This is a genomic window from Pseudidiomarina tainanensis (assembly GCF_900115255.1).
GTDB lineage: Bacteria > Pseudomonadota > Gammaproteobacteria > Enterobacterales > Alteromonadaceae > Pseudidiomarina > Pseudidiomarina tainanensis.
Window position 1 is genome coordinate 245,251 of record NZ_FOYU01000001.1, and the last position, 13,395, is coordinate 258,645.

10 protein-coding genes are annotated in these 13,395 nt (G+C 47.2%); 2 read left to right on the top strand and 8 right to left on the bottom strand.

The window, feature by feature from the left end; translation table 11 throughout:
* Positions 1-65 precede the first annotated feature (65 nt).
* Together BM292_RS01125 and asnB are read left to right on the top strand one after the other, a co-directional pair.
* On the top strand, positions 66-1,130 hold the full coding sequence (locus tag BM292_RS01125) for an aspartate/ornithine carbamoyltransferase family protein (protein WP_092854462.1): 1,065 nt from the start codon (positions 66-68) through the stop codon (positions 1,128-1,130).
* 17 nt (positions 1,131-1,147) lie between these two features.
* Positions 1,148-3,163, top strand: a complete 2,016-nt coding sequence (gene asnB, locus BM292_RS01130; protein WP_092854464.1) for an asparagine synthase (glutamine-hydrolyzing) — start codon at positions 1,148-1,150, stop codon at positions 3,161-3,163.
* Here asnB and BM292_RS01135 read toward each other — a convergent pair.
* The 8 genes from BM292_RS01135 to mfd form a co-directional block, all read right to left on the bottom strand.
* Complete coding sequence (locus tag BM292_RS01135) at positions 3,160-4,527, bottom strand: alkaline phosphatase (RefSeq protein WP_092854466.1); 1,368 nt, start codon at positions 4,525-4,527, stop codon at positions 3,160-3,162. The genes asnB and BM292_RS01135 overlap by 4 nt on opposite strands.
* Positions 4,528-4,595: 68 nt before the next feature.
* Positions 4,596-5,438, bottom strand: a complete 843-nt coding sequence (locus BM292_RS01140; RefSeq protein ID WP_092854468.1) for a serine protease family protein — start codon at positions 5,436-5,438, stop codon at positions 4,596-4,598.
* An 11-nt stretch (positions 5,439-5,449) separates the two neighbouring features.
* Positions 5,450-5,845 carry a hypothetical protein gene (locus BM292_RS01145; RefSeq protein WP_092854470.1) on the bottom strand — a complete coding sequence of 132 codons (396 nt, stop codon included), beginning with the start codon at positions 5,843-5,845 and terminating at the stop codon, positions 5,450-5,452.
* A complete protein-coding gene (locus BM292_RS01150) occupies positions 5,835-6,404 on the bottom strand; it encodes an RNA polymerase sigma factor (protein WP_143434058.1) in 570 nt (189 codons plus the stop codon). The genes BM292_RS01145 and BM292_RS01150 overlap by 11 nt, the downstream gene beginning before the upstream one ends.
* 82 nt (positions 6,405-6,486) lie before the next feature.
* On the bottom strand, positions 6,487-8,277 hold the full coding sequence (locus BM292_RS01155) for an ExeM/NucH family extracellular endonuclease (RefSeq protein ID WP_092854475.1): 1,791 nt from the start codon (positions 8,275-8,277) through the stop codon (positions 6,487-6,489).
* Positions 8,249-8,740: a MarR family winged helix-turn-helix transcriptional regulator gene (locus BM292_RS01160; RefSeq protein WP_092854477.1), complete on the bottom strand. Its 492-nt coding sequence runs from the start codon at positions 8,738-8,740 to the stop codon at positions 8,249-8,251. Before BM292_RS01160 ends, BM292_RS01155 begins: the two co-directional genes overlap by 29 nt.
* Before the next feature lie 32 nt (positions 8,741-8,772).
* Complete coding sequence (locus BM292_RS01165) at positions 8,773-9,858, bottom strand: CsiV family protein (protein ID WP_092854479.1); 1,086 nt, start codon at positions 9,856-9,858, stop codon at positions 8,773-8,775.
* 2 nt (positions 9,859-9,860) lie between these two features.
* On the bottom strand, positions 9,861-13,322 hold the full coding sequence (gene mfd, locus BM292_RS01170; protein ID WP_092854481.1) for a transcription-repair coupling factor: 3,462 nt from the start codon (positions 13,320-13,322) through the stop codon (positions 9,861-9,863).
* Between the last annotated feature and the right edge of the window lie 73 nt (positions 13,323-13,395).

A 13,395-nucleotide genomic window follows, 5' to 3' on the forward strand; every position in this document is an offset into this window, starting at 1 on the left:
CGCCGCTGATCTTAGTCGCGCTGTGGTTAAAAGATTTCATTTCTAAACAACTTTGGTAACACACTATGAATGTGAACGATGTCTCATTTGAACGTGAGCGGCCTGATGTTTATGGCGATGCACACCCGAAAGCGTTACTTCGGGCAATTCAAGAAGAAGGTGACTATTTAGTTAAGTTAGCGAATCAACATATTGTGTCGGGTGATCAATTTGACCAAGACACCATGAAACAGTTGTTTCGTCTGGCGGCTAAAATTGAGAGTAATCCGAAGCGATTCAGCTCGCCGCTACAAAATAAAATATTAATTAGTGCGTTTTACGAACCAAGTACGCGTACGCGACTCTCATTTGAGAGCGCATGGCATCGCTTAGGCGGCGATATTATGTCGATTACCGATCGTTCAACAACCGGCATAGCAAAAGGCGAGTGCTTGGCCGATGTCGCTGAAATGTTTAATAACTACGGCGATTGCGTGGTATTGCGAGATAACAATGAAAGCTCGCTATTTGAAATGATGGATTCCCTGCGTATTCCAATCATTAATGCGGGTAACGGCGTTGATGAACATCCGACGCAAGCGCTAGCTGATATGTATGCCATTTTTAAATGGCGTCCGCAGCTTATTGATGCTGAGAACAAAACAAAGATTCGCATTGGCGTTATCGGGGTGCCGAATAAGATGCGCACGGTGCGCAGCTTTTTAAAGTGTCTATCGGTATTTCCGCATGCTGTCGATGAACTGGTGATCATTCATGATGAAGCAAGTTCAGCGCAGTTGTTTGGTGCTGGTCAACGTGAAGAACTCGAAGCCCGTGGAATTAAAATCGCCACGACAACCGAATTAGATGACGTGTTACCGAGCTTAGATGTGGTGTATATCAATGCCATCTCTTGGGAAGGCGACACCTTTAATACCTATGGTAGTGCCTTTCACTTAACCGCTAATTCACCACTCAAAGAAGATGCCATTATTTTGCATCCTCTTGCACGTGGTGAAGAGTTATCAACCGATCTCGATCACACTGCGCACAACTGGTACTTCAGTCAGGCGCGTGGTGCGGTATTTTTACGCATGGCCCTTTTGACATGCATGGTAGAACGTGCTGAGCGTGTCATAGACGTCGTATAAAAGAGGACCGAGTAAGTATGTGTGGAATAGCAGGAATATTTAATCGTGATGCCAATCAAGCGCCCGATGCGCAGACCTTGGTGAATATGGCGGCCATCATGCACCATCGTGGCCCCGATGGCTTTGGTTATCAGATTCTCGATAACACAGGCGTTGGCTTTAGCCATGCGCGGTTATCGATTATCGATTTAAACGAAGATCGTGCGCGGCAACCATTCGTGAGTGATAGCGGTGAACTGTTATTGGCTCACAACGGTGAATTTTATGATTTTAAACGTATTCGCGCCGATTTAACGGCACAAGGTGCTCGCTTTCGTAGCAAAAGTGATTCAGAAATCGTTTTGCATCTATTCGCTCGCGAAGGTCTCGACGAGACACTAACGCACCTGCGCGGTGAGTTTGCTTTTGGTTTATATGATCGTAACGAAGATGCGATGTATCTGGTGCGCGATCGGTTTGGAATTAAGCCGCTGTATTACACAGAAACTTCTGACGGTGTGGTATTTGGTTCAGAACTCAAAGTGTTGTTTGCTCACCCAGCAGTAAAACGAGAGTTCTCGAGTGAAGGGCTCTATCATCAGTTGATTCAGGTTATGGTACCCGGTACGACAGCTTTTGCAGGTGTGAAACAAGTGGCACCAGGCCATGTGGTTAAAGTTACGCGACGTAACGGTAAGCTTGAGCTCAGCGAAAGCAAGTATTGGGATGTCAATTTTCCACTGGCGCAAGACTATCCTGGCGACGATGTTGATGAGCAAGAATATATCGATGGTGTTCGCAAGCATTTGTTGGAAGCGGTTCAGCATCGTTTAACCGCTGATGTGCCGGTCGGTTGTTATCTATCCGGGGGGATTGATTCGTGTGCCATCTTGGGGCTTTCGGCTGCCGCTACCCAAACCTCAGTTAAAGCATTTACGATTGGTTTTGACTCCGATGATTATGATGAAACGCCGATTGCTCAAGAAATGGCGGAAGCAACCGGTGCCGATCACCATATTATGCGACTCAAAGCAGATGATCTTTATGATCATTTTGTGAAAACCATTTGGCATACGGAGCGTACGATTTACAACACGCTGGGCGTAGCTAAGTACCTCATGAGCCAACAGGTGAACGAAGTAGGGTACAAGGTAGTACTCACCGGCGAAGGCTCCGATGAACTATTTGCTGGTTACCCAGCGTTTCGTAAAGACATGTTTTTGCATGGTTTAGACCATTTACCGGACAGTGAGCGCAAAGCTTGGCAAGAGTTGTTAGAAAAGAACAATAAGCTGTTCAAAGGTGCCATGTTAGCGCGTGAGGAATTTGTTAGCGCAGCGTTTAACGCCAAAATGGGCTTTACGCCGAGTTGCGTGCAACCGTGGCTTTCATGTGGTGACGTTGCATTGCCATTGATTGCTGCTGAGCGCCGCCAAAATCTAGAAAATTACGATGCCGGTAAAGCGATTGCTGAAACGTTAGACGAGACGATGCTGAAGGGCCGCCATCCGCTTGACCGTGCACAATATGTATGGATAAAAACCATGCTCGAAGGGCAAATTCTAACGTGGGGGGGGGACCGCGTTGATATGGCGAATTCGATGGAAGCACGCCCTGCGTTTTTAGATCATCATTTAGCAGAGTATGCGTTTACGGTGCCGCCACACCTGCGTATTAAAGGTAATAAAGAAAAGTATGTGTTGCGCGAGGCAATGAAAGGTCTATTGCCCGAAACGTTGTATAAGCGTGAAAAGTTCGCATTTATGGCACCACCAGCACATACCGACCCGAAAAAATGGCAAGCGGTACTTAAGCTTGCTGAACAGTTCTTATCTGAAGAAGCGATAAAAGAGGCTGGATTACTCGACTTTGCTGAGGTTCAACGCACGTTTGAACGGCATGAATCAGATGAGGTACCGATTGATGAGAAAGTGCAGCTTGATGCGGTGATTAACCATATGCTGGGCGTGCAAATTCTCCATCATCATTTTGTTAAAGCCGACGTGCCGAAGCTAGCGCAACAGCGCGCTAACGAATTGGGCTGGTGCGCTTAACGCACCAGCCTCAATAAGGCTTTGGCGATATCGGTATTGTCAATGTAGCCACGGAAGGCTTCAGCACCTGGACCACTCGCCATGACAGGCACATCAACTGCGGTATGGCCTGAAGTAGTCCAACCGGTACGGGTGTGTTCGCTGATAATCTGAACCAAAACCTGATGGACAGATTTGAGTTTATCTCGACCTTTTAAGCTCTCATCAATGGTTACAGATTCAAGCTGTTGCCATTGAGCGTCTGATAACGGCAGATTTAGTACTGGCGTTAAATAATCTCGCCACTCTGATTTTGGACGTTTGACCAATTCCGTCGCCATAACTTCTAGTGATTTTTGAATACCCATGACTTTTTCTGAATACCACGCATATTCGCCACCTTGGCCTAGCGTTAAACCACCAGTTGAATGGTCTGCGGTAATGACCAGTAAAGTATTGGGGTTCTCACTCATATAATTGCGAACAACCTCGACAGCAGCAGCGAAATCAGTCATTTCGTGTACTGCACAGGCGATATCGTTGGCATGGCCACACCAATCAATCATGCTACCTTCAACCATTAAAGCAAATGGCTTACCCGTGGTTGCAGAGCGCTGTTCAAGTAAACGCAGTGCATGCGTAGTCATTTCGGCAAGACGCCCAGGTCGATCATCAATGGCAAACGGCAGCGCTTTGTCGGCGAGTAACCCCAAAACCGGAGCATTTGAAACGTTGTTGAGTTGCTCGATTGTTGTGACGACTTGCAGACCTTGTTGTTCAAGCTGCGGTAACCAATTTTTCTCTTCGCGTTGGAAGTAGCTGTGTCCGCCACCCAATAAAACATCAAAACTCCAGCCGCCGTTAGTTACCTGCTGAGCATATGAATCGGCGATTTCATTGTATAAGTTACGCGACGGATGGTGCGTGAAAAAGCTCGCTGGCGTGGCATGGTTTACTTGTACCGTGGCAACAGCACCAGTCGACCAACCGTTCTCACGTGCTAATTCCATCAAGGTTTGTTTCGGATTTTTGTCCACATCAATACCAATGGCACCGTTATAGCTTTTAACACCAGTGGCTAGCGCTGTAGCGCCAGCAGCTGAATCAGTGACCCAGGTATCGTCATCAGGGTAGGTGGTTGCTGCGCCGACAAGAAGATCATCAAAGGGTGTTGGAGCGAGTTTCCCTGCACCGCGTTCGCTCATGGCGTAACGATAAGCAGAAATGAATTCAAAGCCCATACCATCGCCAATCATAAAAATGATATTGGGTGCTTGCTGATTGGAAGTATGGGTATCTGTCGTTGAATTGTTTGTTGTGCTCGAACAGCTAGCTAATACCAACGCTGTCGCTGCAGTCACTGCAAATAGAGCTCTTGAAGCCATGACCTTTATCCTACATCGGTTTAATTTCGGGTGAGTTTAACACGAACGCATGACAACAAAATGACGAATCAGTCTAATTGACAGGTTTGATCGGTTACTTTCCAAACAACCGGTTCCCAGTAACCATCATTAAAGCGTTGATAGCGCTTGTCACGAATAAATTTTGCGGCAATATGATAGGTTTTGTTTGGCTCAATAGTCAGTTCAAGCACTTTCTCTGGTGCACTACCACCACCGCGGCGCAACGATGGCTCATCAATAAGCTCATGAATGCCGATTTGATACTTATTCAACGCTAATTTGAACGACGGATTCTTAATGCGAACATTGTCTCCATCAATCGTATTAATAAATGCGGGGTATAGATCTGCTGTGACAGGTGGGGTAAAAAATACACTGATACGGCCGCACGCTTTTTCGTTAGACTTCGTTGTCATTAAGCCCGTGTGTGAGCCTTCTTCGAGTGTATTATTTACTTCGAGTCGCCAACCTGGAATAACCGTTGCGCGAGCAACACCTTTCAGCTCAAGTGCTTGTTGTTGGCGCAATACACCTACAGAAAATGCCTGATTATGCTCAAGCGATGCCAAAGTGGTCAGGGCTTTATCTAGGTTTTGTGGATCAACTGGCTGTTGATTAATGTGTTGAATGACATCACCGACTTGTAATGTCATTGTTGCAGCAACACTGCCTTTGCGAACACTTACTACTTCAGCTTTTTCATTCATAATTGCGCCCCACTCGAAGTAGCTGCGCGCTGGTTCTTCAAGAATAACCTGCTGTTTTGAACCTTGTGCCTTGCTTGCTGCAATTGCCGCTGCACGAGCGTAATCACGCGCTTGTTGTTCTTGTGCAACAACTGACGTGCACAGCACACTGGTGATGAGAAACGTAGCAATTGATTTAACCATGGTTACTTCTCCTAGTTGGTCAGCGCTTGGTGTTGTTGCCACAATTGCGCTAATTCAACTTCTGATGCGCCCTGCAAGTATGCTTGTTGGATACGTCGTTCTAGCGCATCTAAACGATAATTAGACGCCAGTAACATCGGTTGTGAACTGTCAGTCGGTACTCGTGAGTCATCAACAACGCTGCTGTCATCCACCGTCGGTACTGGCAAAAAGGACAACCACCATGTAATACCAATTGTCATCACTAAAGCCGCAGCACTCAGCCACATTGGTTTGATCTGTGTTTTTAAGCGATGTGGCGATTGATTCTGCTGCGGTGCGTAAAAAGTAATGTCGACATGTTCCGCTTCAGCGGCAACATATTGCTGCCACTTTTGTTGCAGTTGTTGCTCTTGCTTAGTGGTCATGAAGTACCTCGTTATTAGTCAAAAAATCGTGAAGCTTAGCTAGTGCGCGCTGATATCGTTTACGCACTGTTGCGGCTTGCTCATCAAGTAGTTCAGCAATTTCTTCGTGGTTATAACCTTCACCTAGGTAGAGCCATACCGTGAGACGCTCTTGATTGTTGAGCTGCGCAATGAGTGTTTCAATGTCACGCAATTGAATCAGCCAATCGGCTTGTGTGGACCATTGCTCGCTTTCAATTGTATCTTCTTGAAAGGTATCGCTAACGGGTGGTTGAGCTCGAAAGTAGCTCAACGCTGTACGTATAGTGAGTTGCTTTAACCATCCACCAAAAGCGCGGTAATTGCGAACCTGATGAAGTTTCGAAAAAGCTTGTAAAAAGGCATCTTGGGCAAGATCTCGAGCAAGATCACGATCATGACACAAACCAATTAAGGTTCGGAGCACTGCATTTTTATAGCGCTCGAAAATAATCTTTTGCGCACGTAATTGTCCGCTAGCCGCAGCAGCGAGTGTCATCTCATCGGTAACTTGACCAAATCCAGAGTTTTCCTTACTCACTATCACGGCCTTTGTTGCATCAGTTCGAGTACTAAGATGCAACAAAAGCGCAGGATGTGACAAGTTTTGATCAATTTAATTGTTAGAATTGAATGTCGGCAAAAACAGGGTCGTGATCAGACGCGCGATATGGCAGCGGGGCATACCACTGTTCATTTATCTCGGCATTGTTATATTGCAATAGCGTGGGTTCATCAGCATTGATTGACCATATAGCTTGGTTCACCACGCGAGCCGTTAACTGACTCGACACTAGTAAATGATCCAAGCTACCTGCCTGCGCATCATACACATAACTGTAAGCATACGGATTAAACGCATCAATTCGGTTGTAATAACCGCGCTTGAGAAGGGTTTGAATTGGATCTTCTTGTGCATAGGCATTGAAATCACCCATCAATACGCGCAACGGGAACCGCTTTAAATCATTGTGGTTATCCATGAAGTCAGCTAAAAGGTTCGCAGATTGAACGCGAGCCTCATTCCAACAAGCTTGCCCATCGTTTTGATTGGCGTTGGGGTTGCTACTGTCTTTTGGACAGCCACCTTTAGATTTGAAGTGATTGACAGCTACCACCAAGTTTTCAACTGTGTTTTGTGGCGAAAAGCGTTGAATAAGAGGTAATCGACTGCGCTCGCCAAATGGCGCTTGCGTAATGGTTAAGGGGTCGCCTTGTGGCGTCACTTTATCACTGCGGTAAATCAGACCATTGGTGATGTCATCGGTACCAAAGCGACCTGAGGCCGCTTGAATAAAACGCCAAGGTTGTCCGGTCACTTGACTCAGTGCATTTGTCAGTTCAACGATAGCACTGTGTTTGTCATAACCATCGTTTTCAAGTTCTAGCAGGCCAATAATATCAGCATTTAACTGGCTCAATGCCGCTACGATTTTGGCGTGCTGACGCTGAAACTCAGCTTGAGTTTTCGCGCCACGCTCAGTTGGAAACTGTTTGTTTTTCCCTTCACCATTAAAGTAATTTAAGACGTTGAAGGCTGCTACTCGCACGGTATTTGTCGCCGGCGACTCAGGTGCCGCAGGGCGCGGGTTGCTGTGAATCACTTCGACAGTTGAGGTCGGTTGCAAGCGGTAGCTATCGCGAAAGTTACTCAGAATGCCTTGAATCGGCGCAAGCTTATCGCCGCTACGCACAGTGTTCGTTGCGGTAATCGTTTGGATAGGTTGTGCTGGCGCCTTTGGGTTAGGCGCCAAGTTGTCGTCAATAACGAGCCTCGCCAAAGCATTGGCAGTCGCTTGTGCCTGCGCTTCGGCTCCTGGTTGTACGTGTTGAGTGGGGGTAAACAAACGCTCGTGAGCAACATCAAATTGACCGTGACGTAGTAATTGATAATGACCGTTGATAATGAGATTTTGCGCAATGCTAACAGGCATCCCCTCTAGCGCTTCAAAATTTCCAAGCGTTTCGACAGGAAGAGTCAATGGCGTGGGTTTAACTGCATAGCCCGAGTCGCAGACAGCGACATGAGCAATGTCGTTTAATTGCGTTAAATTATTGGATTCTTCAACCGTTCCAGTGAGGTAAACCAAGTCGCCTTGTTTCAGCTCTGGCACATTCTGTTGATGCTGAATAAAAAGACCTTCTGAAGTCAGACTGTTGTTATCTTGATCATCCTCATGACTTACAATAAAAAAGCCGCCCAATTGATCCGAGTTTTGCCACTTGGCAGTCACAATGCCTCGCGTCGTCTCTTGCTGGCCAAGCAATGGCGATTCAAAACTTGCCCCCTGAATTGCGTGAATAGGGGTAATGTCACTAGAACAAATTTCTGGCTGCGAAACTTGGGCGCAACTCGCTAGTAATAACAGCGAAAAACTAGTCAGACTAATGCGAGCGATATTTTTTTTGTTCATAGGTTCCTACTTCAAGTACGTCGGCAGCATCGAGTTTTTCTGCATCCATCATCGCAGCAATACGCTGCATTCCTGCCACGAGTTGTGATTGTTCCCAATCAGCTAAGGATTGAAATTTGTGAATAAAATCTTCTTGCAATGGGCGTGGTGCCTCGGCAAGACGCTGTTTGCCATTAGTAGTCAATGACAAGACTACACGTCGGCGATCTTCGGTACTGCGCTCGCGATGGATAAGCTCACGGTGCTCGAGCCGGTCGATAACATTACTGACTGTTGCTGGACTTAACGTGATATTTTGTGCAACTGAGCTTGCAGTGATGCCATCTGGAGCAGCCGCAATCTCTCTTAGAATTAATAATTGTGGTGCCGTTAAGCCAGTGCGTTTATTCAGTTGCTTGGAGTACAAGTCTGTTGCGCGAATGACTTTTCTCAGCGCCAGCAGCAATTCTTCGTACTTTTCCATAGCATTTCCTGTGCTTTCATTTGATGACTTTGTTAGCGACGAGCGGATAAATCAGTACGTCTAATCTGCACCACTAAACCTAAGTTCGGATGGTCAAAGTAATGTGTTTCGTGGCTAATGACCCGACGTAATTGATCAAGCCGATAGCTACGTAAAAATCGTGAATTTGAACGATTGGTCTGTAACGCTTGCTCAACTTGTGCGGCTAACTCACGTTGATTAAACTGCACTTGTTGTGGACTGCGCAACTCAAGATCGCTATCAATGTGCAAATAGTTACCGACTAAGTAGATATGTAGCGTACCGTCAAGCTCCCACACTGGCTCTGCACGTTGTGAGCGCTCGCGATCGGGAAGTAACGGTGGTGGATTCGGTGTGCCGTGATCGCGATAACTTAATTTAATTTGTTGCTGATTAATTTGAGATAACAACAATTCTAGCTCTTCGAATAGCTGAGGTTGCTGCTCTGTGTCAATGGCGGCGGTTTCAACCAGGCTAAAGGGCGGTTGTTCATAGCCGCTTGGTAGAAATTCATTACCGAAGTTACGGCCGCCGAAAAGCCGCACAGTATAGCCTTCGCTACGTGAGAAGACGGGTGTGCGATAGGTCACATGTAAAAGTGGTGTGCCGACGTTACGTCGTACCAACTGCTCGCGAAAATCATTAAATAAATGAGTTTCTGCTGGCATCAAGTAAGGCCCTTGACTGGTGAGCATATCCCCACCAAGACCATCAATCACCTGTTGCGGCGCTTGCGCGAAGCCGCTGAGAATTCGACTAGGCTGGTACCATGGCGTCGCAAACGGATCTACTTCGTCAGCTTGTGCACAAAACACCGGACGCATCGAAATGCTCTCTTCATCATTTGGACACAGTGGGAGATCGTTCAGTAACGCAAAAAAGTTTGGGGCGTAATAACCTGAAAGTGGATCGTGGCGTGCATCAACTTGTCGGGGCGCATGCCACGGGAATGCCTCCGCATCGCTATTTGGTGCTTGCTTAAATGCCAACACTTCAACTTCAAACCAACGCCAATCGGCCGGCGTCTCTTGCGCAATGGCAACCGGCGTTGAGCTAAGTCCAAGTGTAATTAGAGCGGTGCGCAACCAAACAGTCATAGTTATCCTCGAGCAAATTCGTCTAGTAGTGACTCTACCAGTTTCAACCGTGCTTGAGTATCTTCAATTTTACGAAGAATACGTAAACGCGTTGGCCCTTCCAACCGATATTCTTGTGGCTGTTGTTGAATCAACTGGATGAGAATTTGTGGTGAAACTTTTGTATCAGCAGCAAACTCCACATTGATTCCGTTCGGACCACCATCAATTTTACGAATACCGAGCTGTTGTGCACGACTTCGTAGTTCGGCCACACGAACGAGGTTTTTAACGGCATCGGGTAGTAGGCCAAATCGGTCAATCAACTCCACTTGTACTTCGTGTAAAGCTTGCAGATTGTCACTGCTGGCAATCCGCTTGTATAGGCTCAAACGGGTATTTACATCGGCGATGTAGGTTTCAGGTAACAGTGCTGGTACACGTAAATCGATTTCTGTCTGTGCTTGCAACAACTGGTCGAGCGCAGGTTGCTTCCCATCGCGTAAGGCTTTAACGGCTTGCTCGAGCATCTCCATATACAGCGTAAAACCAATGGTTTCAATTTGTCCGCTTTGTTCATCGCCGAGCAATTCACCGGCGCCGCGAATTTCTAAATCGTGTGTTGCCAACATAAAACCAGCACCCAAATCTTCAAGTTGCGAAATTGCTTCCAAGCGCTTTAGTGCATCCTTGGTCATGCGCTTCGGATGCGGTGTTAACAAATAGGCGTAAGCTTGATGATGAGAACGGCCAACACGCCCGCGTAGTTGATGCATTTGCGCAAGCCCTAAATGATCGGCTCTGTCCATGATAATTGTGTTTGCAGTGGGCACGTCGATACCGGTTTCGACGATGGTTGTACACACCAGAACGTTATAGCGCTGATGATAGAAATCCGACATGATTCGCTCGAGCTCACGTTCACGCATTTGACCATGTGCAACTGTAATACGAGCTTCCGGTACCAATTGAGCTAACGTTTCAGCGGTTTTTTCAATGGTTTCGACATTGTTATGCAGGAAATAGACTTGCCCACCGCGTAAAATTTCCCGTAACACAGCTTCACGAATCGTCGGTTCATCATACTCGCGGACAAAGGTTTTTACTGCTAAACGCTTGGCCGGCGGTGTTGCAATAATTGATAAATCGCGAACCCCGTGCATGGCCATATTAAGTGTACGTGGGATGGGGGTTGCCGTTAATGTCAGAATATCGACGTCGGCGCGCAGGCGTTTGATCGCCTCTTTCTGGCGAACGCCAAAGCGGTGTTCCTCATCGACAATCAGCAAGCCGAGATCGTGAAATTTGACATCGCTGCTGAGTAATTTATGGGTGCCGATCACCATATCGACTTTGCCTTCAGCAAGGTCTTCGAGAACTTTCTGAGTTTGCTTTGCGGTTTTGAAGCGAGATAAGACTTCCACGCGAATCGGCCAATCAGCAAAACGGTCTTTAAAGTTTTCGTAGTGTTGCTGCGCTAACAACGTGGTCGGTACCAAGACTGCCACTTGCTTATTGTCATTCACGGCAACAAAAGCGGCGCGCATGGCGACTTCGGTTTTACCAAAACCGACATCACCGCAAACTAAACGGTCCATCGCTCGTGGTGCTTGCATGTCGGCCAGAACGCCCGCAATTGCAGCCAATTGGTCATCGGTTTCTTCAAACGGGAAACTACCTGCAAACCGTTGATATTCATCCTGATCGAGTTTAAATGGATATCCCGGTTTTGCTTCGCGTCGCGCATACACATCCAATAACTCAGCGGCAACATCGCGAATTTTCTCGGCGGCTTTACGTTTTGCCTTTTCCCACTGGTCATTACCAAGCTTATGCAACGGCGCAGAAGCCTCTTCACCACCACTGTAACGACTAAGCACGTGCAATGCTGCCACCGGCACGTACAGTTTGCTGTTGTTAGCATATTCAATCGTGACAAATTCGGTGGTGACACCACCGGTATCCAGCGTTTGCAAACCTTGGTAACGTCCGACACCGTGATCGATATGCACAACCGGCTGACCGATGCGTAACTCGGCTAAATTTCGCACCATGTTTTCGGCACTGACCGTTGCCTTTTGGTCGCGGCGTCGGCGTTGCGCTATGCGTTGTCCAAGTAATTCGGTCTCGGTAATGACAAGTATCTGTTCGGTATCAAGAACAAACGAGTTTGCAACAGGGCTGACACTGATGGCGTACTTCGCGTCACTTTCGACGAACTCATGAAATTGCTCGATCTCATCTAGACCGAGTTGCAATGGCGCAAGCAATTCCCGCAGGGTTTCACGTCGACCAGCCGACTCAACAAGGAAAATCGCACGTTGCTGTGTCGCTTGTTTTAAGCGAATGCTTAATTTCTCAAGTGGGTTTTTGAGTTGGTGGTTCACCGCAATTTCGCCAATTGGCGACGTTTTAAATGTTTTTGGCCCCGGTTGTGGTTTGTCACCCGGTACCAAGGCACGAATGCGCGGCATCGCTTTGAATGCCCCATGAATTTGGTCGACAGTCAGAAACAATTGCTGTGGTGTCAATAGTGGGCGCAATGGGTCATAGCGACGCTGTTCATAGCGTTGATTAATATCGTGCCAAAGGTGCTCTAAGCTACCCTGTAAGTCACCAAATGTGACCAATAGGGTGTTATCCGGTAAGTAATCAAAGATGCTGGCAGTATGCTCAAAAAATAGTGGTAAATAATATTCAACACCTCCCGGGAACTGTTGATTCGAGACTTGCATATACACCGAATCGCGAGCGTTCGAAGCGTCAAATTGGTCGCGATATTGCGCGCGAAATAACTCGATAGCACTTGGATTAGTTGGAAATTCGTGTGCCGGTAATAAGTCAATCGCATCAATTTCGCCAGCTGACAGTTGTGTATCCGGATCAAATAGCCGAATCGAATCTACTTCATCATCAAAGAAGTCGATACGATAGGGTTGACTGCTTCCCATCGGGAACAAATCGAGTAACGAGCCGCGCACACAAAACTCGCCATGCTCCATCACTTGCGCGACATGTCGATAACCTGCGCGTTCTAAGCGTTGGCGTAATCCATGGATATCAAGTTTTTGTCCTTTGTTAACTTGTACCGCTTGCCCAGCAACGTAGTCAGTCGGGGCAATTCGATGCATCAGCGTATTTAACGAGACGATTAATGCGCCTCGCTGCATGTCGGGTAGCTGCGCTAATACACTGAGTCGTTCAGAAATAATATCTTGATGTGGCGAAAAGCTATCATATGGCAGGGTTTCCCAGTCTGGAAATACCATTACTTGCTCACGCCAAGTGGATGCGAAATACTGAACTTCTTGCTCTAAACGATGAGCCTGTGGCGCATCGGGTGTGACCACCAATACAGGGCCATCGTGTTGCTCAATAAGTTGCCCGAGCGCAAGCGCGATGCTACTTCCAGCAAGGTTTTGCCAAGTAATGTCTTGCCGCGCTGAGGATGGTTTCGGTGGCTTAAATGCAGACGCTGTGGTCATGAGTTGTGCGTTTCTCTACTGCTAAAAACAAATTGCTTAGGAGTATACCGTAACTTGACGCTTGGATCAGTGC

Bases quoted from the DNA above. Each gene is read 5' to 3' on its own strand.
- BM292_RS01165 (WP_092854479.1), bottom strand. From the start codon at position 9,858: ATGACTGTTTGGTTGCGCACCGCTCTAATTACACTTGGACTTAGCTCA.
- mfd (WP_092854481.1), bottom strand. From the start codon at position 13,322: ATGACCACAGCGTCTGCATTTAAGCCACCGAAACCATCCTCAGCGCGG.
- BM292_RS01145 (WP_092854470.1), bottom strand. From the start codon at position 5,845: ATGACCACTAAGCAAGAGCAACAACTGCAACAAAAGTGGCAGCAATAT.
- BM292_RS01135 (WP_092854466.1), bottom strand. From the start codon at position 4,527: ATGGCTTCAAGAGCTCTATTTGCAGTGACTGCAGCGACAGCGTTGGTA.
- BM292_RS01125 (WP_092854462.1), top strand. From the start codon at position 66: ATGAATGTGAACGATGTCTCATTTGAACGTGAGCGGCCTGATGTTTAT.
- asnB (WP_092854464.1), top strand. From the start codon at position 1,148: ATGTGTGGAATAGCAGGAATATTTAATCGTGATGCCAATCAAGCGCCC.
- BM292_RS01160 (WP_092854477.1), bottom strand. From the start codon at position 8,740: ATGGAAAAGTACGAAGAATTGCTGCTGGCGCTGAGAAAAGTCATTCGC.
- BM292_RS01155 (WP_092854475.1), bottom strand. From the start codon at position 8,277: ATGAACAAAAAAAATATCGCTCGCATTAGTCTGACTAGTTTTTCGCTG.
- BM292_RS01140 (WP_092854468.1), bottom strand. From the start codon at position 5,438: ATGGTTAAATCAATTGCTACGTTTCTCATCACCAGTGTGCTGTGCACG.